19 protein-coding genes are annotated in these 20,508 nt (G+C 64.3%); 10 read left to right on the forward strand and 9 right to left on the reverse strand.

Features of this window, described 5'->3' with window-relative positions; all coding sequences use genetic code 11:
* The first annotated feature begins 194 nt into the window (after positions 1–194).
* The 4 genes from dacB (at position 195) to PW947_RS03235 (ending at position 5,233) form a co-directional block, all read left to right on the forward strand.
* Positions 195–1,835 carry a D-alanyl-D-alanine carboxypeptidase/D-alanyl-D-alanine-endopeptidase gene (gene dacB, locus PW947_RS03220; protein ID WP_299629631.1) on the forward strand — a complete coding sequence of 547 codons (1,641 nt, stop codon included), beginning with the start codon at positions 195–197 and terminating at the stop codon, positions 1,833–1,835.
* 441 nt (positions 1,836–2,276) lie between these two features.
* Positions 2,277–3,275, forward strand: coding sequence for a sterol desaturase family protein (locus tag PW947_RS03225; protein WP_299629632.1), 999 nt, complete (start codon positions 2,277–2,279; stop codon positions 3,273–3,275).
* Positions 3,276–3,374: 99 nt separating this feature from the next.
* Positions 3,375–4,574, forward strand: a complete 1,200-nt coding sequence (locus PW947_RS03230; RefSeq protein WP_299629633.1) for an SGNH/GDSL hydrolase family protein — start codon at positions 3,375–3,377, stop codon at positions 4,572–4,574.
* Positions 4,575–5,032: 458 nt separating this feature from the next.
* Positions 5,033–5,233: a hypothetical protein gene (locus PW947_RS03235; RefSeq protein WP_299629634.1), complete on the forward strand. Its 201-nt coding sequence runs from the start codon at positions 5,033–5,035 to the stop codon at positions 5,231–5,233.
* A 204-nt stretch (positions 5,234–5,437) separates the two neighbouring features.
* Here the strand turns inward: PW947_RS03235 and PW947_RS03240 are convergent, their stop codons facing one another.
* The 9 genes from PW947_RS03240 to PW947_RS03280 all read right to left on the reverse strand — a co-directional run bounded on the left by PW947_RS03240 (position 5,438) and on the right by PW947_RS03280 (position 15,332).
* Positions 5,438–6,529, reverse strand: a complete 1,092-nt coding sequence (locus tag PW947_RS03240; RefSeq protein WP_299629635.1) for an L-threonylcarbamoyladenylate synthase — start codon at positions 6,527–6,529, stop codon at positions 5,438–5,440.
* Positions 6,530–6,545: 16 nt separating this feature from the next.
* Positions 6,546–7,742: a 5-(carboxyamino)imidazole ribonucleotide synthase gene (locus tag PW947_RS03245; RefSeq protein WP_299629636.1), complete on the reverse strand. Its 1,197-nt coding sequence runs from the start codon at positions 7,740–7,742 to the stop codon at positions 6,546–6,548.
* Positions 7,743–7,828: 86 nt separating this feature from the next.
* Positions 7,829–8,347 carry a 5-(carboxyamino)imidazole ribonucleotide mutase gene (gene purE, locus PW947_RS03250; RefSeq protein WP_299629637.1) on the reverse strand — a complete coding sequence of 173 codons (519 nt, stop codon included), beginning with the start codon at positions 8,345–8,347 and terminating at the stop codon, positions 7,829–7,831.
* 52 nt (positions 8,348–8,399) lie between these two features.
* Positions 8,400–9,290: a phosphoribosylaminoimidazolesuccinocarboxamide synthase gene (locus PW947_RS03255; RefSeq protein WP_299629638.1), complete on the reverse strand. Its 891-nt coding sequence runs from the start codon at positions 9,288–9,290 to the stop codon at positions 8,400–8,402.
* 165 nt (positions 9,291–9,455) lie between these two features.
* Positions 9,456–10,520: a class II fructose-bisphosphate aldolase gene (gene fba, locus PW947_RS03260; protein WP_299629639.1), complete on the reverse strand. Its 1,065-nt coding sequence runs from the start codon at positions 10,518–10,520 to the stop codon at positions 9,456–9,458.
* Between the two features lie 231 nt (positions 10,521–10,751).
* Complete coding sequence (pyk, locus tag PW947_RS03265) at positions 10,752–12,188, reverse strand: pyruvate kinase (RefSeq protein WP_299629640.1); 1,437 nt, start codon at positions 12,186–12,188, stop codon at positions 10,752–10,754.
* 500 nt (positions 12,189–12,688) lie between these two features.
* Complete coding sequence (locus tag PW947_RS03270; RefSeq protein ID WP_299629641.1) at positions 12,689–13,882, reverse strand: phosphoglycerate kinase; 1,194 nt, start codon at positions 13,880–13,882, stop codon at positions 12,689–12,691.
* 305 nt (positions 13,883–14,187) lie between these two features.
* On the reverse strand, positions 14,188–14,511 hold the full coding sequence (locus PW947_RS03275) for an AzlD domain-containing protein (protein ID WP_299629642.1): 324 nt from the start codon (positions 14,509–14,511) through the stop codon (positions 14,188–14,190).
* Complete coding sequence (locus PW947_RS03280) at positions 14,508–15,332, reverse strand: AzlC family ABC transporter permease (RefSeq protein ID WP_299629789.1); 825 nt, start codon at positions 15,330–15,332, stop codon at positions 14,508–14,510. The genes PW947_RS03275 and PW947_RS03280 overlap by 4 nt, the downstream gene beginning before the upstream one ends.
* Positions 15,333–15,709: 377 nt before the next feature.
* Between PW947_RS03280 and PW947_RS03285 the strand changes: the two genes are divergently transcribed.
* The 6 genes from PW947_RS03285 (at position 15,710) to PW947_RS03310 (ending at position 20,496) form a co-directional block, all read left to right on the forward strand.
* A complete protein-coding gene (locus PW947_RS03285; RefSeq protein WP_299629643.1) occupies positions 15,710–16,633 on the forward strand; it encodes a branched-chain amino acid transaminase in 924 nt (307 codons plus the stop codon).
* A gap of 99 nt (positions 16,634–16,732) precedes the next feature.
* A complete protein-coding gene (locus tag PW947_RS03290; RefSeq protein ID WP_122153464.1) occupies positions 16,733–16,927 on the forward strand; it encodes a zinc-finger domain-containing protein in 195 nt (64 codons plus the stop codon).
* 222 nt (positions 16,928–17,149) lie between these two features.
* Positions 17,150–18,175 carry a lipopolysaccharide heptosyltransferase II gene (waaF, locus tag PW947_RS03295; RefSeq protein ID WP_299629644.1) on the forward strand — a complete coding sequence of 342 codons (1,026 nt, stop codon included), beginning with the start codon at positions 17,150–17,152 and terminating at the stop codon, positions 18,173–18,175.
* A 145-nt stretch (positions 18,176–18,320) separates the two neighbouring features.
* Positions 18,321–18,767 carry a nuclear transport factor 2 family protein gene (locus PW947_RS03300; protein ID WP_299629645.1) on the forward strand — a complete coding sequence of 149 codons (447 nt, stop codon included), beginning with the start codon at positions 18,321–18,323 and terminating at the stop codon, positions 18,765–18,767.
* 33 nt (positions 18,768–18,800) lie between these two features.
* The gene (locus tag PW947_RS03305) at positions 18,801–19,910 is read left to right on the forward strand and encodes a hydrolase (protein ID WP_299629646.1); all 1,110 of its coding nucleotides are present in this window, start codon (positions 18,801–18,803) and stop codon (positions 19,908–19,910) included.
* On the forward strand, positions 19,903–20,496 hold the full coding sequence (locus tag PW947_RS03310; protein WP_299629647.1) for a DUF2946 family protein: 594 nt from the start codon (positions 19,903–19,905) through the stop codon (positions 20,494–20,496). Before PW947_RS03305 ends, PW947_RS03310 begins: the two co-directional genes overlap by 8 nt.
* Positions 20,497–20,508: the final 12 nt, after the last annotated feature.

Consider the following 20,508-nt stretch of genomic DNA (forward strand, 5'->3'; position numbering starts at 1 on the left):
GGACGATCCAGGCAAACCAGCGTGAAACCGGGACAACCAACCCGACGCCAACAGACCAGCGCGAAACCGGAACAACCAAAGAACCACAAAAAAACCACCCCACCCCCCATATCACTACAATAGCCGCTTTGCCGCGCGCAGCGCCCTCAAATCACCACGCCCGCGCAGCGTCCCCCCGCTCTACCGGTCTCCGCATGCCCCGTCCGTCCGTCGCTACGTTTCTTTCATTTCCGTTTCGGCCCGCGAGACGGCTTGCGGTCTCCTCGCTCTGCGTCGCACTCACCGCCGGCGCGCTACTCGCCGCCCCACCCGCCTTCGCAAGAAAAAAAGCAGAACACCCATCGGTCAACGTCAGCACGGTCCTGCCGCGCCCGGTCATGCTCGGACTGCAACGCGCACACGTGCCGCTGTCCAACATCAGCGTGGTGGTCGAGAAAGTCGGCGATCGAACCCCGATCCTCGCCCTCAACGCGGGACAACCGATGATGCCCGCGTCCACCATGAAACTGGTCACGACCTTCGCCGGTCTGTCCATCCTCGGTCCGGACTACCGATGGAAAACCACCGCCTATGCCGACGGCTCGATCGACGCGAACGGTATCCTGCATGGCAATCTCTATATTCAGGGAACCGGTGACCCGAAACTCGTCCCCGAAGAACTGATCGACCTCGTGCAGAAGATCCACAAGGCGGGTATCAGCGGCATCGACGGCGCACTGGTGCTCGACAAACGCTTCTTCGATCCGTCCACCCGCGACCTGCCGCCGTTCGACGACGACGCCACCGCGCCCTACAACGTCGGCCCCGATCCGCTGCTGTACGCTTTCAAATCGCTGTCGTTTTCGCTGACGCCGTCGGCGGATGGTTCGGTCGCGATCGACGTCCTGCCCGCGCTCGCGCAACTTCAGATCGACAATCATCTGCACGCCACCCGCGGCCCGTGCCGCGGCGAAGGCACCGCGCTCGCTCCTGCGGTCAACGCGCAAGCCGACGGCACGGTCACCGCATCGTTCGACGGCGACTATCCGTTGCATTGCGGTCCGCGCACGATCAACGTGGCCGTGCTCGACCACTCGGCATTTTTCGCGGGCGGCTTTCTCGCGCTGTGGCAGCAATCCGGCGGCACGTTCAAGGGCACCACGCGCGAAGGCGCAGTGCCGCTCGACGCGCGCCTCGTCGCAACGCATCAAGGTCCGGTGCTGTCCGATATCGTTCGCGACATCAACAAGTTCAGCAACAACACGATGGCGCGCAACCTGTTCCTGACGATCGGCGCGGTGGCGGGCAAGCCGCCCGCGACCACGCAGAAATCGATCGCCGCGATCACGTCGTTCCTGCACCGCAGCGGCCTGCCGATGGAATACCTGACGCTCGACAACGGCTCCGGCCTGTCGCGCGACGAACACGTCACGGCGCTCGCACTCGCCGACCTGCTGCAAGCGGCCAACGCAAGTCCGGTCGCGCAGGTGTTCGTCGAGTCGCTGCCTATCGCGGGCGTCGACGGCACGATGCGCAACCGGCTGACGACACAACCGGTCGGCGGCAACGCGCACATCAAGACCGGCACGCTGCGCGATGTCCGCGCGATCGCGGGCTACGTCGCATCGGCGGACGGCAGCAGTTATGTGGTCGTCAGCCTGATCAACGATCCGCATTCCGAAGCGGCGCGCGCCGCCCACGATGCGCTGCTCGAATGGGTCTATCAAGGTCCGGCAGCGGCACTCGCGCAGTCGCAGGCCGAAGCGGCGGCAACCTCGCCGGACACAGCGGACGACGCGCCGCGTCGCAAGCCCCGCAAAATCCTGCGGCCGCGTGCCGCTCATCCGGCGCACTGACGGTCGCGCGAATTTCATCCGTCTCACGAATCCCGTCGATCCTGCCAACGGGCTCACCAACGAGCTCACCAACCTCCGCATCAATCGCCGCAACAACGGACGCACGAAGCACGCACTCACGGGCGCGCTTCGTCCGTTGACGGCAGTTCCCACGCCCATTCCCGAGCGGCCCACCGTGCGGCCGCTCGCACGTCCCATCGAGGATTTCTTCTAGCGAAGCGCTGCGTCGCCCGACGGTCTACCGTGTACGCTGTCGGGCAATGTCGGGTGCGCGCTTTTGTCGCAACATCTAGCGCAACACAAGCGATGAACCGCAGTACGCGACGCATCGCGCGGAGCGCGCAACGAACGCTTTCCGCGCGCCTCGCCGACAGATCACACGATAACGACATCGCGCGCCGCGACACACGCGGCGGCAAGGGACCATGGAGGGAGACGCTGATGCAATTCGATGCCGAATTGCTGTTGCTCGCGCTGGCGCCAGTCTTTCTCGCATGCATCGGCTGGGAGGCGTGGCACGTGCGGCGAGTACGCCCGGACGCGGCTATCTACAGCTGGCGCGACACGCTGTGCAATGCATCGCTCGCGCTGATGCAACAGGCCGCCGACAAGCTCGCGTGGTTCGCCATCATCCCCGTCTACGCGTGGTTCTACGATCACTACCGGATTCACACCTGGCAACGCGGCTGGATCTCGTTCGTCGTACTGTTCGTTGCACAAGATGCGCTGTACTACGTGTTTCACCGATGCAGCCATCGGGTTCGCTGGCTGTGGGCTGCGCACGTCGTCCATCACTCGTCGGAACGACTGAATTTTTCGACGGCATTCCGTCAGAGTCTGATGTATCCGCTCGCGGGCATGTGGGTGTTCTGGATTCCACTCGCGGTGCTCGGCTTTCCGCCGACGCAGATCGTCGCAATCGTGCTGATCAATCTCGGTTTTCAGTTTTTCGTTCACACGCAGATGATCGGGCGGCTCGGTTGGCTCGAATCCGTGTTCAACACGCCGTCGATGCATCGGGTGCATCACGCGCGCAACGATCGTTATATCGACCGCAATTACGCAGGCGTGCTGTCGATCTGGGATCGCCTGTTCGGCACTTACGTCGACGAAGATCCGCACGATGTGCCGGTCTACGGGATCACCGAACCGCTGCACAGCCACAATCCGCTGACCGCGACATTTCACGAGTGGCGCTCGATGGCGCGCGACGTCGCGAGCGCGTCCGGCTGGCGCAACAGGTGCCGCGCGCTGTTCGCGCCGCCCGCGTGGGCGACGGCGTATCACGCGTCGCTGGCGGCGTCGGCCGGCACGCCGCACGACACGCCGGACGCGCCATACGATCACGGCATTGAAGCGCCACTACACCGACGCGCCGGAAGCCAGACCGACGTGTCGAGCAACACTTCGAACGCGTTTGAAACACCGCGCAGTTCGTAGGAAGATTCTGTAAGCTGTCGCCACGCCGTCGGACAAAGCGGCGGGCGCTGCCTGCAACACATGGCAAAAGGGCCACACATACGAGGAGATGAAGTCGAGATGAAGCACGCAGAAAAGAACCTATCGGGACGCACGTTGCTGCGCGCCGGCCAGTGCGCCATTGCCTGTGCCGCGTTCGCGCTGATCACCGCCTGCGGCGGCGGTAGCGATAACAACAACAGTTCGGCGAACACGACGCCGGCCGGCGGCGTGAAGCTGCAAGTGGTGTCGTTCGGCGACAGCCTTTCGGACGTCGGCACGTATTCGCCCGTCATCCTGACGAATTTCGGTGGCGGCAAGTTCACCACCAACCCCGGCGAAATCTGGGTGCAGAAAGTCGCGGAATACTACGGCGGCACGGTCACGCCGGCGTATCTCGGCGGCTTCGGCCAGCCGCTCGCCGCAGCCGGCGGCCTGGGCTACGCGCAAGGTGGCGCGCGCGTGAACGAGCCGCTCGGCGAAGGTCATGCCGACGCGAGCGTGGCTAACGCCGCGTACGCACAAGCCACCACCGTGCCGGTCCTCCAGCAGATCCAGAACTACATCGACGCGCACGGCAGCTTCAACTCGAACCAGCTCGTGCTGATCAACGGCGGCGCGAACGATATCTTCATCCAGGCACAAGCGATCTCCGACGCGGGCACCGCAGCGGCGACGGCAGCCGCTCAGGGCGGCGCCGACGCGACGACGGCGGCCAACGCGGGTATTGCCGCGTCGGTAGCGGCGATTCCGGCTGCATCGCAGGCGATCACCACGGCGGCGACGCAGTTTATCGGCGCGGTGCAGAACCTGATCGCGCACGGCGCGACGCACGTCGTCGTGATGAACATTCCGGATATCGTGCAGTCGCCGTTGGGCGTCAACAGTTCGGCATCGGCGAAACAGGTGTTGGGCGCGCTGACGACGGGCTATAACAACGCGTTGAAGCAGGTGTTCGGCAGCAGCTCGCAGGTGATCCTGATCGACGCGGCGCAACTCGAAGACGATACGCTGGCCAATTACCAGGCGCTCGGCTTCACGGTGTCGAACACGGGCACCGCATGTAACCTCGCGTCGATGGAAGCGGCAGCGGCCAAGTACGGCGAGAGCGATCCGAGCGCGTTCGCCTCTTCGCTGTTCTGTTCGCCGGAAACGTACACGGTGGCCGGCGCGGATCAGACGTACATGTTTGCCGACCTGGTTCACCCCACGACGCACCTGCACGCGCTGTTCGCGCAGTACGTCGAACAGAAGATCGCAGCGACGGGATTGGGAAAGTAAGTCTTACCTGATTGTTTCCGCATTCGGAAAAGCCTGGCCTTCGCGCCGGGCTTTTTCTATTTTAATTACGGCTTCCGTATCTAATCAGCCGGATAAGATCGTGTGGTGTAACGTTTCGATCCTGCCCTTTCACGCATTTTGGAGTAGAGCCTCAGTATGCGTCACCTCGCCACTTAGCGTGGTTCAGGTCATCAACTATCCTGAAAGTAATCGGTAAGGAACACCCAATACCGTCAAAGTCTCGAAAGAGAGGATCAGGACAACACAGTGAATAACATCATGTTTCCCCGCAATACGCTTCGTCGTGAACACGCATTGCGAGTTGCGCATAGTCACCGCGCACCGTGCGTGAGCACGCAAAACCTTGGTTCGGCGAAGCCGAGCGTCTTTAATGGAAGTCGATCTGGCGAATTGGCATCGGTGAATCGGCGTCCGGTTTGGGCGACAGCGGAGGCTCGATGATGAACACGATCATGTATGACGAACGGATTGAACTGCTGCGCGCGATCGCGCGTGAAAGCCTCGGCGTCGAAGCATTCCGGTTGCCGGGTATGCCATCGCCGGACTTCCACATCGTGTCCGCCGACAGCCTGACCAGCGCGCTCGAAGCCGCCTACGACGCCGGCTTGCTGGCGGGTCATCGTCACTACGGTCATTGACGCGCGGCGTACTCACGCCGGTTCGACGACGCGTCGCAAAACATCGTCGAAGCCGGCGGGTTGCCGCGCAGTTACCGCGCGATCACCGCGCACTTTTCCGTAGGTATCGCGTAGAAAAACAGAAAGCCCCTTTCGGGGCTTTTCTGTTTCGTAGCGTACGACTTTCTACTCACGACGCACCTCGCGTCGATCCAGCCAAACGCGCTAGTGCTGCGCCTCGAACGCAGCCGCCGCGCGACCGAGCCGGTCGTTGACGGCGATCCACTCGATCGTTTCCGGCAAGCGCTCGATCAGGATGCGCGTGACATGCGCACTGTCCAGCGCGCGCAGCAAGCCATACAACTCGCGCGCATACGCGTGTGGATCTTCCGGCGCCGCGACGAAATGCACGCCGGGCGCGTCGGCCCAACGGCCGGCGCGCGAGCTACGTGCAACCAGCGCAACCCGTTGCCCGTTTGCGGCGTGCTCCGCCAGCAAAGACTCCAGTTCTTCGAACGGCAGCAATGCGAGCGGCGTGCGCGGCGCGTAGTGCGCCTTCAGCGTGCCCGACGCGCGCGGTGCGGTGGCGTCGGAGCCATCCGGCAGACGCGGGGCTTCGCCAAGCACGTCGGCGATATCTTGCGGCGTCACGTGACCCGGGCGCAGCAGCGCCGGAAAACCGCGCGACAGATCGATGATGGTGGATTCGATGCCGACCTCCGACGCACCGCCGTCGAGCACGTAAACCGAACCGCCGAACTCATCGCGCACATGCTGCGCGGTGGTCGGGCTGACGTGCCCAAAGCGATTCGCCGACGGTCCCGCCACGCCGCCGTGTCCACCACGCCGCGCGCCGAATGCCGTCAGCAACGCCTGCGACACCGGATGCGACGGACAGCGCAAACCCACCGAATCCTGGCCGCCGCTCACCGCAGCCGGAATATGCGCGGCGCGCTTCAGGATCAACGTCAGCGGACCCGGCCAGAACGCGTCGATCAAGCGTTGCGCGTCGGCCGGCAAATGCGCGACCCAGTAATTCGGATCGGCTTCCGGCGCCAGATGCACGATCACCGGATGATTCGCCGGGCGCCCTTTGGCGGCGTAAATGCGCGCAATGGCGTCGGCGCTCTCGGCGTCGCCGCCCAGCCCGTAGACAGTCTCGGTCGGGAACGCGACCAACTCGCCGGCATCGAGCAACGCGGCCGCGTGCTCGATCCGCGCCGCGTCGATCGTGGTTGCGGCTTCGCCCGAGGCGGCGCTTGCTGCGGCATCGACGCGTTGCCCCGCGTCTTGCGCCGATTTCCGTTGGTCCGGCATATCGTTCACCCGATGCTCAGGTGGGGATGATATGCAGACGACGCGCGCAATCGCGGCCTGCGGTGCGCGCTTCGTCGAGCGTCGCGGCGGTGAAGTTGATGTGTCCCATCTTGCGACCGGGACGCGCCTCTTCCTTGCCGTACAGATGCAGACGCGCGGCCGGCATCGCCGCCACTTCGTGCCACGGCGGCGTTACGCACGCGCGCTTCGGGCCGTCGGGGAACCAGACGTCGCCGAGGATGTTCAGCATCACGGCCGGCGAATGCTGACGCGTATCGCCGAGCGGCATGCCGGTCATCGCGCGGACCTGCTGCTCGAACTGGCTGGTTGCGCACGCATCGACCGTGTAGTGGCCGGAATTGTGCGGACGCGGCGCCATTTCGTTGGCCACCAGCGAACCGTCTTCGAGAATGAAAAACTCGACGCACAGCACGCCCACGTAACCGAGCTTGTCGGCGATCTGCAATGCGGCCTGCTGCGCCTGCGCGACCAGCGAAGGCGTGGCGTCGGGCGCGGGCACGATGGTGTGCGACAGCACGCCGTCGCGGTGCGTGTTCTGCGCGAGCGGGTAGACCGCCGAACAGCCGTTCGCCGCGCGCGCGATCAACGCGGACACTTCGAACTTCAGCGGCAGGCGCTTTTCCAGCACGCATGCAACGCCGCCGAGCGACGCATGCGCCTCGCGGACTTCGTCGGCGTTGCGCACGCGGATCTGGCCTTTGCCGTCATAGCCGAGCCGCGCGGTCTTCAGGATGCCGGGCAAGACCGCTTCGAGCTTCGCGTCGTCGAGCGCAGCGAGGCCCGCCGACGATTCGATCACGACGTGCGGCGCCACCGCCACGCCCGACGAAGCGATGAAGCGCTTCTCGGCGACGCGGTCTTGCGCGATCGCGACGCATCGGCCGGCCGGGCTGACGAACGTGGTGCGGGCGAGAAAATCGAGGCTCGCGGCCGGCACGTTTTCAAATTCGGTCGACACCGCCGCGCACAGCCGCGCGAGCTCGGTCAGCGACGCTTCGTCGTCATAGGCCGCGCGAATATGGCGGTCGGCGACGGCGCCCGCCGGACTGCTTTCGTCCGGGTCGAGCACGGCGACGCGGTAGCCCATCGATTGGGCGGCAAAGCAGAACATGCGGCCAAGCTGGCCGCCACCGACCATGCCGAGCCAGGCGCCGGGCAGAATCGGTGAAACCGGTGTGTTGTCTGGGTTCATTTCAGTGATCAGTCACGGCGAGGCGAACGCGGGTGCGCCTCGCCGGGGGTCAAGCTACGGACAACATCAAAAAGACATCGAACCACTTACAGCGCGGGCAGCACCATTGCATGCGCGGCCTGATTCTGACGCACGCGGAACGCTGCGAGCTTGTCCGCGTAGTCCGCGATCGTGCCGCTCAGAATGGATACGGCGAACAGCGCGGCATTCGCGGCGCCCGCTTCACCGACCGCGAAGGTGGCGACCGGCACGCCCTTCGGCATCTGCACGATGGAATGCAGCGAATCGACGCCCTTCAGGTACTTGCTCGCCACCGGCACGCCGAGCACCGGCACCGTGGTCTTGGCGGCCAGCATGCCGGGCAGATGCGCCGCACCGCCCGCACCCGCGATGATCGCGCGCAGGCCGCGCTCGCGCGCGGATTCCGCATACGCGAACATTTCGTCGGGCATCCGGTGCGCGGACACGACTTTCGCCTCGTACGGCACGCCGAATTCCTGCAGCACGGCGACCGCCTGCTTCATCACGTCCCAATCGGAACTGGAGCCCATCAAAACACCGACAACCGGCGCATCGTGGGTATGGGCAGTCTGGACTTCACTCATCTTTGACGAACTTCCTTCGGGCGTTGCGGGGACTTTTTTTCTGGACCGACGACTACGCGAGCTTTTGACCGGTCAGGCGTTCGAGCGCTTCCTGATACTTTTCGCCCGTTTTCGTGACGACGTCGTCCGGCAGCTTCGGCGCGGGCGGCTCTTTGGCCCACGACTGCGTTTCGAGCCAGTCGCGCACGAACTGCTTGTCGAACGACGGCGGGTTGGTGCCGACCTGGTATTGATCGGCCGGCCAGAAACGCGACGAATCCGCCGTCAGCGCTTCGTCCATCAGATACAGCTTGCCGTGGTTATCCAGGCCGAATTCGAACTTGGTGTCGGCGATGATGATGCCGCGCGTGGCCGCATATTCGGCCGCTTCCTTGTACAGACGGATCGAGATGTCGCGAATGGTGGCGGACAGTTCGGTGCCGATACGGCGTTCCATGTCGTCGTACGTGATGTTTTCGTCGTGGTGGCCCATTTCGGCCTTCGCTGCGGGCGTGAAAATCGGCTCCGGCAGTTTTTCCGCGTTTTGCAGACCCGGCGGCAACGCCACGCCGCACACGGCGCCGGTTGCCTGGTAGTCTTTCCAGCCGCTACCGGCCAGATAACCGCGCACCACGGCTTCGACGAGGATCGGTTCGAGGCGCTTCACGACGACCGCGCGGCCCTTGACCTGCTCGACTTCGTCAGCCGCGACGACCGTTTCCGGCTCGACGCCCGTCAGGTGGTTCGGCACGATGTGCTGGAGCTTGTCGAACCAGAAATTGGCCATCTGGTTGAGCACGCGACCCTTCGCCGGAATCGGCTCGCCCATGATGACGTCGAACGCGGACAGACGGTCGGTGGTGACGATCAGCAACTGGTCGTTGCCCACCGCGTAGTTGTCGCGGACCTTGCCGCGGCCCAGCAGCGGCAGCGAGCGAAGCGTGGATTCGTAAAGGGTAGACATCGTCGTAGCTCGTAAAAATGAGGCTAAAGTAACACCGGAACAAAAGGGAAACGCCGTTCCCCGGATCATGCGGGAACGGCGATCTGACGACAACCTGGCCATTCGGCCAGGTGTTGTGCAACTCAAACCTGTGCCACGATGCACAGGTTGACACGCGAAAAGGCGTTAGCGAACCACTTGCGCGAGTTCGCCCGACTTGTACTTCTCCGCGATTTTATCAAGCGAAACCGGCTTGATCTTGCCAGCTTGCCCTTCACAGCCAAATTGCATGTAGCGCTCGATACAGATTTTCATCGCCGCATCACGCGCCGGCTTCAGATAATCGCGCGGATCGAACTTGCCGGGATTGGTCGCCATGTAGCGGCGGATCGCACCGGTAATGGCCAGACGCAGGTCGGTGTCGATGTTGACCTTGCGCACGCCGTTCTTGATGCCTTCCTGGATTTCCTCGACCGGCACGCCGTAGGTTTCCTTCATGTCGCCGCCGAATTCGCGGATCTCGGCCAGCAGTTCCTGCGGCACCGAAGACGAACCGTGCATCACCAGGTGGGTGTTCGGAATACGCTGGTGAATTTCCTTGATGCGTTGGATCGACAGGATATCGCCCGTGGGCTTCTTGCTGAACTTGTACGCGCCGTGCGACGTGCCGATCGCGATTGCCAGCGCATCGCACTGCGTCAGCTTGACGAAGTCGGCGGCCTGCTCCGGATCGGTCAGCAGCTGTTCGCGGGTCATCGTGCCTTCCGCGCCGTGGCCGTCTTCCTTGTCGCCCTTCATCGTTTCCAGCGAACCGAGCACGCCCAGTTCGGCTTCAACCGTGATACCGATCGAGTGAGCGGCGTCGACCACGCGGCGCGACACTTCGACGTTGTACTCGTACGACGCGACCGTCTTGCCGTCGGCTTCGAGCGAACCGTCCATCATCACGCTCGTGAAACCGCTGCGGATTGCAGCCATGCAAACTGCCGGCGACTGGCCGTGATCCTGGTGCATCACAACCGGAATATGCGGATACGACTCGACTGCCGCTTCGATCAGATGGCGCAGGAACGGCTCGCCCGCGTACTTCCGGGCACCTGCCGAAGCCTGCATGATGACCGGGGCGTTGACCTTGTCGGCCGCTGCCATGATCGCCTGCACCTGTTCGAGGTTGTTTACGTTGAATGCCGGCAAGCCATAACCGTGTTCGGCGGCATGGTCCAGCAGTTGACGCATTGATACGAGAGGCATGGTTTACTCCTTAGATTGAAACGAATCCTGTACCGTCGGCATCTTTTTTGACAATTTTATCGCTAAGCAAACCGCGTTCCTGTTTTGCGAATTTCGCAAAAACTCGAGGTTCGCGCGGAATGCCCGCGGATTGTCCGCCGTGCCGATCGTTGGCCGGCTCTCTCGCCCCAGGCTGCGCGACGCGTCTTATCAGCGCACTGTAAGCGGGGAAAGCCGGCAAGTCTGTGGTGCTTAGAACGGTTCTCCGACGCGCACGATCTTCAGCGCGTTGGTGCCGCCCGGCTGGCCCATCGGCTCGCCGGCCGTCAGCACGACCATGTCGCCGCGCGACGCGAAACCCTTGCCCACCACGGTTTCGAGCGCCTGGCTCAACGCTGTGTCGCGGTCGCTGCTGGTGTCGAGATGCAGCGACGTGACGTTGCGGTAGATCGCCATCGCGCGCTCGCTGCCGACGCGCGGCGTCAGCGCGAAAATCGGCACATGCGACCAGTGGCGCGACATCCACAGCGCGGTCGAGCCGGATTCCGTCAACGCGACGATAGCCTTCGCGCCCAGGTGATACGCGGTGAACAGCGCGCCCATCGCGATGGACTGGTCGATGCGCGTGAACGTGCGGTCGAGGAAATCCTTGTCCAGTTCGGCCTGTTCGGATTTTTCGGCTTCGATGCAGATCGCGGCCATCGTTTCGATGGTCTGAACCGGGTACTTGCCCGCGGCGGATTCCGCCGACAGCATCACCGCATCGGTGCCATCGAGCACCGCATTGGCGACGTCCGACACTTCGGCGCGCGTCGGCACCGGTGCAAGGATCATCGACTCCATCATCTGCGTGGCGGTAATCACGAACTTGTTCGATTCGCGCGCCATCCGGATCATGCGTTTTTGCAGCGCCGGCACCGCCGCGTTGCCCACTTCCACGGCGAGGTCGCCGCGCGCGACCATGATGCCGTCCGACGAATCGAGGATGCCTTGCAGCGCCGGAATCGCTTCGGCGCGCTCGATCTTCGCGATCATTTTCGGCTTGATGCCGTACGGCGCACCCGCGATATTCGCGAGCTGGCGCGCCATTTCCATATCCGTCGCGTTTTTCGGAAACGACACGGCGACGTAATCCGAGCCGAGCGACATCGCGGTGCGGATGTCTTCCATGTCTTTCGCGGTCAGCGCGGGCGCGGTCAGCCCGCCGCCCTGGCGGTTGATGCCCTTGTTGTTCGACAGGTCGCCGCCGACCTTGACCCGCGTGTGAATCTCGCTGCCGATCACGCGCGTGACGTCGAGCACGATCAGGCCGTCGTTCAGCAGCAGTACGTCGCCCGGTTTCAGGTCGCGCGGCAGGTCTTTGTAGTCGAGCCCGACGCGGTCGTCGTTACCGAGTTCGCATTCGGAATCGAGAATGAACGCGTTGCCCGGAACCAGCGTGGTCTTGCCGTTTTCGAACTTGCCGACACGAATCTTCGGGCCTTGCAGATCGGCCATGATCGCAACTTCGCGACCGGCCTGACGGGCCGCCTCGCGCACGAATTCTGCGCGCTGGCGATGGTCGTCGGCGGTGCCGTGCGAAAAATTAAGCCGCACCACGTCGGCGCCGGCCTGAATCATTTGCAGCAGGATTTCAGGCGTGCTGGAAGCCGGGCCGATAGTGGCGACAATCTTGGTGGCGCGATGCATGAGTCTCCTCGTCTGGATGGGATCGCTAGGAAGAACGCTGCGAGTGAGGTGCGGAGGCTGCGCACCCAAGTCAAGAGGCACGTCATGGGGCTGCGCGCCGGTCGATGCTGGCGTCGCTTTATGGGATGAAGCGGTGTTCGAGACCGGTGCGTCATGCGCCGGCCGTGATGAATTCGACGATCCGACGACGGCGGGCGCTGCCTTCAAATCGGGCGCGTGCGGCTGGTCGGTCGGAGTGGAAGCGATCGGCGCGGGCGCGTCGGCCAGCGCGATGTCATTCGCTGCGTCATCGGGCGAGTCGATAGCGGACGCCGTCGCGACGGCGTCCGCTACCCGCGCGACGGAACCGGAAACATGAGACTGCGATTCCGGTTCGGACTGCGTGTACTGCGCGTGTTGCATGGAGCGTTCGGCGCGCTCCCCTTCCTGTGCTGCCGCCGCTTTCTGCGACTTGCCGCGCGTCTTTGCAGACTTCGCCGAGGGGGAGCGCATCGCCACGATCAGGCCCGCGACTCGAGGACTTCGACAGCCGGCAACTTCTTGCCTTCGAGGAACTCGAGGAAGGCGCCGCCGCCCGTCGAGATGTAGCTGACCTTATCGTGGATGCCGTACTTCGCGATGGCCGCGAGCGTGTCGCCGCCGCCGGCAATCGAGAACGCCGGCGAGCGCGCGATCGCGTCGGCGAGCGTGCGGGTGCCGTTGCCGAACTGGTCGAATTCGAACACGCCGACCGGGCCGTTCCACACGATGGTGCCGGCCTTTTCCAGTTGCGCGGCGAGCGCCTTGGCCGTTTCCGGTCCGATATCGAGGATCAGGTCGTCGTCCTGTACGTCGGCGACCGCTTTCACTTCGGCCTTCGCGGTGGGCGAGAATTCTTTGGCCGTGACGACGTCGGTCGGGATCGGCACCGATGCGCCGCGCGCTTTGGCCGCGTCGATGATGACCTTCGCTTCCGCGACGAGGTCGGCTTCGGCGAGCGACTTGCCGATCTTCAGACCGGCCGCCAGCATGAACGTATTGGCGATCCCGCCGCCGACGATCAACTGGTCGACCTTCTCGGCCAGCGACTTCAGGATGGTCAGCTTGGTGGACACTTTCGAACCGGCGACGATCGCCACCAGCGGACGCTTCGGCGCGCCCAGCGCGCTACCGAGCGCGTCGAGTTCGGCGGCCAGCAGCGGGCCCGCGCACGCGACCGGCGCGTACTTCGCGATGCCGTGCGTGGTGGCTTCGGCGCGGTGCGCGGTGCCGAACGCGTCGTTCACGTAGACGTCGCAGAGCTTCGCCATTTTTTGCGCGAGCTCGTCGGAATCCTTCTTTTCACCCTTGTTGACGCGGCAGTTTTCGAGCAGCACGACCTGGCCGGGCATCACGTTCACGCCGTTTTCGACCCAGTTCGCGACCAGCGGCACGTCACGGCCGAGCAGCTCGGCGAGGCGCTTCGCGACCGGCGCGAGCGAATCTTCCGGCTTGAAGTCGCCTTCAGTGGGACGGCCGAGGTGCGACGTGACCATCACGGCCGCGCCCGCGTCGAGCGCCGACTTGATAGCCGGCACGGAGGCGCGGATACGGGTGTCTTCGGTGATGTTGCCTTGGTCGTCCTGCGGCACGTTCAGATCGGCACGGATGAAAACGCGTTTGCCGGACAACTTGCCTTCGGCGATCAGATCGGAGAGACGCAATACCTGGTTCATGGGCGTTTATTTGCGAGTTGATGAGAAGGCATGGCGGACGGTGCACGTTAAGCCTTGCTGAAGCGCACGCCTGAAGTGATGAACCGGACTTCAGACCGCTCTTCGAACCGGCGTACCGGCGGCATTGCCGCGGCTTCGCGCCTCCATCCGGAAGACAAACATTTTAACCGATACCCATTGCACGCAGACCCGCATTGGCGCGAATGTCCCGTATTTGATGGGGAAGTTACGCGTGTGTTACATGCGCGTCTCGCGAACCCGAATAGCGGGACGAATATTGCGTCGCAACATAACGGCAGGGTTTCTTATGCGACGAGCCGGAGAATCGTATAAACCACCATGCCCGTGACGATGGTGCCGAGCATGGTGCGCCGCCACAAACACCAGCCGAGACCGGCCAGCGTCGCGTAAAACTCGTGATTCGACAGCGCGAACGACACACCTTCGTCGCCGACCAGCACGTCCGGCACCACCACCGCTGCGAGCGCCGCCGCGGGCGCGTAACGCAGCATCCGCTGCACGCGCGGGGGCAGCACGGTGCGCTCGCCGCCGATCAGAAACAGCGCGCGGGTCAACGCCGTCACGACCGTCATGCCGATGATCGACAGCCAGATTTCGGTGGATGTCATGCGCGCGCTCCTTTGCGTTCGAGCATCAGGTCAGCCGCGCTTCCCGCGACGATCGCCGCGACCACCGCGAGCGGCAACGCGAGCCGGTAAGGCAGATCGAAGGCGAGCAGCGCGACCACGGCGGCCACCGCGACCGCAACCAGCGTGGAGCGCGTGGCGATCGCCGAGATCATGATCGGCACCAGCGCGAGCGTGCCCGCCAGCGCCAGCCCCCAGTTATCGGGAATCAGGCTCGCCAGCACGATGCCGATAATCGACGACACCTGCCACGACGCCCAACTGGTCAGCGCCATGCCCCAGAAATACGCTTCCTTGCCGGGCACGTAACCGGTCTGAAAGCTTTTCTTCTGGAACAGCAGATAGATGACGTCGCCGTTGAAGTAGCCGAGCAGCATACGGCGCCACATCGGCAGGTAGGAAAAGTGCGGCGCGAGTCCGGCGCTGAAGATCACGAAGCGCGTGTTGACCATCGCGGCGGTCAGCAGCACGGTCCAGATGGGCAACTTCGCGGCCATCAGCGGCAGCACGGCCAGTTGCGACGAGCCGGCGTACACCAGCACCGACATCGTCAGCGCCTGCGGCATGGTCAGCACCGATTTGCTCATCGCGATACCGGTTACGAGCCCCCACGAAAACACCGCCATCAGCGTGGGCGAGTACGCGCGCAGACCGTCGAGGAACGCACGGCGTTCGGCGTCCGGAAAGCGGCTGGGGGCACTGGAGCGGGATCGGGCGACAGAGGCTGGCGGCGAAGCGGAAGGGAATCGTGTCGAAAAGCGCGTCGAAAAACGGGCTGGCAGACAGACTGACAGACGGGACATCAACAACGCAGACAGACGGGCTAACACGCGAGCGGACATGAAGTCGAAGCGGCACGGCATGCTGCCGGAACCGGCAAAAGTGGGCGCCAGATCGTCGGACAGCCGCTGGCGCATCGGTCAGGATGATGCGTGCCGCGGATTATAGCGTTCGGGGTGCGGCCAAATGCCCGTTCCATATACAAAAGACGCTAAAATAACCGACTTCGCCGCCTGCCGGACCTCCGTTACGGCCTGGGCGCGCAGCGAACCCGGTTGCAGTCGAAATCGCCATGCCGGGCCACCGCCGCGACGCCTCCGGGCCCGTCCGTTCGTCCCCGCGGCATCGTGCAATCCCGCACTTCTGCACTGACGCAGTTCACGTACCGCTGGAGAATCGTATGTCAATGGCCGACCGCGACGGCAAAATCTGGATGGATGGCAAGCTGATCGACTGGCGCGACGCCACGATCCACGTCCTCACCCACACGCTGCACTACGGCATGGGCGTATTCGAAGGCGTGCGCGCATACAAGACGGTCGACGGCGGCACGTCGATCTTCCGTCTGCAGGAGCACACCAAACGTCTGCTGAATTCCGCGAAAATCTTCCAGATGGACGTCCCGTTCGACCACGAAACGCTCGCCGCCGCGCAATGCGAAGTGGTCCGCGAGAACAAGCTGGAATCGTGCTATCTGCGCCCGATCATCTGGGTCGGTTCGGAAAAGCTCGGCGTGTCGGCGAAAGGCAACACCATTCACGTCGCCATCGCCGCATGGCCGTGGGGCGCGTACCTCGGTGAAGACGGCATCGCCAAGGGCATCCGCGTGAAGACGTCGTCGTTCACGCGCCATCACGTGAACGTGTCGATGGTCCGCGCGAAGGCGTCGGGCTGGTACGTGAACTCGATCCTCGCCAATCAGGAAGCGATCACCGACGGCTACGACGAAGCGCTGCTGCTCGACGTGGACGGCTACGTGTCGGAAGGCTCCGGCGAAAACTTCTTCCTCGTCAACAACGGCAAGCTGTACACGCCGGATCTGGCGTCGTGCCTCGACGGCATCACGCGCGACACCATCATCACGCTCGCCCGCGACGCCGGCATCGAGGTGATCGAGAAACGCATCACGCGCGACGAGGTCTACACCTGCGACGAAGCGTTCTTCACCGGCACGGCCGCCGAAGTCACGCCGATCCGCGAACTCGACAACCGCACGATCGGCAACGGCGCACGCGGCCCGATCACCGAGAAGCTGCAATCGGGCTTCTTCGATATCGTCAACGGCAAGAGCGAGAAGTACGCACACTGGCTGACGCGCGTTTAAGCGCCGGTTAGTGTGTCGGATGCGCGCGATCACGGGCCTGGCCCCGGCGCGCGCCGCCCACGCCCACATACGCCCCACAGCTGAAAACGAGAAAGCCACATGAGCGAAATCAAGGAAATGCCGCTGGTCGAACTGTCGGCGAAAGACCTGCCCGCGTATTGCCCGAACCCCGCAATGGCGCGCTGGAGCGCCCATCCGCGCGTGTTCATCGACGTCACGCACGGCGAGGCGCGTTGCCCGTATTGCGGCACGCGTTACAAGCTGCGCGACGGCGAAGTCGTCAAAGGTCACTAAACAAGACCGCCGGCCCGCCGATAACGTAGATAGCGCAGTGCCCGCGAACGCCGCGAGCGCGCGTACGGCGCCCGGCAGCCGTGGCCCGATGCCACCCGAAACGGTCAATCCGCATCGGACGCAGCCGCCATTGCAGCATGGGCGACCGTCTCCCCCTTACAACCCGAACGTCGCGCGCATAGATCGCGCGGCGCTTCTATTCGACACCGGAAACTCACCCTGATGCGTCGCGCGTTGGTTATCGCACCGAACTGGATCGGTGACGCATTGATGGCGCAGCCGTTGTTCTCGCGCCTCGTGAAATTGCACCCGCGCATCGCGATCGATGCGGTCGCGCCGTCGTGGGTCGCGCCCGTCCTCGAACGGATGCCGGAGATTCGCGACGTCCACGCCACGGATCTCGCGCACGGCAAGCTGCAGATGCTGCGCCGCTGGCAGCTTGCCAGCGATTTGCGCGAAGTCGGTTACGACGCCGCGTATGTGCTGCCGAATTCGTTGAAATCGGCGCTGATTCCGTGGATGGCGGGCATTCCGCTGCGCATCGGCTATACCGGCGAAAGCCGTTACGGGCTGCTCAACGTGCGCCACGCGAATCCGCGCAAGGACGCGCGTCCGCCGATGGTCGGGCAGTACGCGGCGCTCGCGTACACGCCCGGCGCAAAAGCGCCCGACGAGCTGCCGATGCCGCGCCTCGACGCGGATCCGAACGAAGCCGTGCGCGTATCGGCACGCTTCAATCTGGATACCCGCGTGCCGTTGCTGGTGTTCTGCCCCGGCGCGGAGTTCGGCCCGGCCAAGCGCTGGCCGCCCGAGCATTTCGCGGCGCTCGCGCAAATGGTCGGCCAGTCGTTCCCTTACACGCAGATCGTCGCGCTCGGCTCGCCGAAAGACGCACCGCTCGCGCAAGCCATCGCCGACAAGGCGCCGAACGTGCGCAATCTGTGCGGCCAGACCGCGCTCGGCGAAGCGTGCGCGCTGATCTCGCGGGCCAGCGCCGTCGTCACCAACGACTCCGGCCTGATGCACGTGGCGGCGGCCCTGCGTCGCCCGCTGGTCGCCGTGTTCGGCTCCACGGATCCGCGCCACACGCCGCCCCTGTCCGAGCTTGCGAAGGTACAATGGTTGCATCTCGAATGCAGTCCCTGTTTCCAGCGCGAGTGTCCGCTCGGTCATCTGAACTGCCTGCGGCAACTCAGCGCCGAACAGGTATTCGGCGACCTGCGCGGCATGTTGCTCGCGCAACGCTGATTTTCACGCAACACCGCACGCACGCCGCGTCGCGTCATGCTCGCGCCTCACGGCGCGCGCATCCTCGAAGCAGTCGCGGCAACACCGCCGACTGCTGATCCGCAACCGCGCCACCTCGGCGCCGCGCACTAGAGACTGACGAGCCATGCCACGTTTTGCCCATATCTTCGAAGCTGCCGCCGATACCCTCCACGCCTACTATCAGGCGATCGCCGAGGTCAATGTCGACGCCTTGATGGGCTTGTGGATCGACGAAGAGTTCGTCAGTTGCATCTGCGCCGACGGCTCGCATCTGCACGGGCTGGAAGCGATTCGCGCCGGTTTGTCGGTGCAACTCGAACTCGCGCCGGTCAGCATCGAGCCGCTCGATATCCGTGTGTACGACAGTCTCGGCACGGTCGTGTATGCGATCGCCGAAGCGCATCGCCCGGCAGATCCGGCCGCATCGCCGGCAATGGTCTTCACGACTTACGTGATGGTCCACGAGCGCGGCGAATGGAAGATCGCGCATATTCACGCAAGTGCGATGCCGAACGAAGCCGCCAGCCAGTTCGCGGCGAAAATGCGTCATGGCCAGGGGCCGTTGCACTGACGTTTTTCGTTTTTCGTTGAACCGGTTGCAGGTATGAGCACGACTCACAACAAATCCGCTTCTCCCGGCCTGACCCAGCGTGCGGCCGGCGACACAACGAGCGACACGGCCAGCGCCGCGGCCATCGAGTTGCTCTACCGCGCTCCGCTCTGGTTGCCCAACAGCCATATCCAGACCATCGTTCCCGCGCTGTTCGCGCGCCGCCCCGACGTCAATTACCGTCGCGAGCGCTGGGATACGCCCGATGGCGATTTCATCGACGTGGACTGGCTGTTGCACGAACCGCTTGCCGGAGCCGTTCCGACGCTGTCGCAAACGCTCGCCCAACCCACGCCGCCTGACGACGCCCCGCTGTTCGTGCTGTTTCACGGCCTCGAAGGCAGTTCGTCGTCGCACTACGCGCGCGCGCTGATGGCGGCCGCGCGCGCGTACGGCTGGCATGGCGTGGTGCCGCATTTCCGCAGTTGCAGCGGATCCCTGAACCTGTTGCCGCGTTTCTACCATCTCGCGGATAGCGACGAAGTCGATTGGGTGTTGCGCCGTCTGCGCGCGTCACATCGCGGGCCGATCGTCGCGGCGGGCGTGTCGCTCGGCGGCAACGTGCTGCTGCGCTGGCTCGGCGAGCGTCGCGAAGACGCGTCGTTCGTGACGGCGGCCGCGGCGATCTCCGCACCGCTCGACGTGCACGCGGGCGGCCGCGCGCTGTCACAAGGATTCGGCAAGGTCTACACGCGCAGCTTTCTGAAAACGCTCAAGCGCAAGGCGCTGCAAAAGCTCGATCAGTATCCGGGTCTGTTCGACGCCCCGACGATGCTAGCGAGCCGTACGATGCACGCGTTCGACGACGTCGTCACCGCGCCGCTGCATGGTTTTCGCGACGCGGACGATTACTGGACGAGCGCCACCACCCGGCCGCTGCTGCCCGGCATCACCGTGCCGACGCTTGTTCTGAACGCACGCAACGATCCGTTTCTGCCCGGCGCGGTGCTGCCGTCGCGGCATGAAGTATCGGCGGCGGTGGAACTCGACCAGCCGCGGCATGGCGGCCACGTCGGCTTTATGACCGGACCGTTTCCGGGCAGGATCGACTGGCTTTCTCGACGTGTTTTCGGCTATCTCGCGCCCTTCATCAATCATGGATGACATCGTTCGACAGGCGCTCGCCAAATGGCCCAACGTCCCGCATTGCACGGGATGGCTGCTGCTCGACCGGCGCGGCAATTGGCGGATGCGCGACGATGCCGCGCAGGCGGCGGGCGCGCCCGGCGACCCGATCCGGCATACCGCGCTGCTCGGCTTCATCAATCGCAATTACGACGCGGACGCCGACGGTCAATGGTTCTTCCAGAACGGGCCGCAGCGCGTCTACGTGGAACTGGCCTACACGCCGTGGATCGTCAGGCTGTCCGTGATGAACGGCGCGCTGACGCTGGCCGATCAGGCAGGCGAGCCGTTCGAGCCTGCCGCCACGTATCTCGACGACGCGGGCGGCGTGCTGTTCACCGCCTCGCCGGACCCGACGCACGCGCTCCCGCGCGTCGCGGCGCTGCACGATCATGACCTCGATCTGTTTTCCGCCCACGCCGATCTGTCCGACGACGGCACCAGCGGCGAATTCCATTGGCGTGCCGACGTGACCTTGCCGCTGCACGCCGTCCGTTGCGACGACGTGCCGACGCGTTTCGGTTTTGTCGCGAGTCCGGCTGCACGCGCGGCGCGGGAATCCTGAGCGGCAGCGCGC

The sequence above is a fragment of the Paraburkholderia sp. genome, assembly GCF_028283785.1.
Classification (GTDB): domain Bacteria; phylum Pseudomonadota; class Gammaproteobacteria; order Burkholderiales; family Burkholderiaceae; genus Paraburkholderia.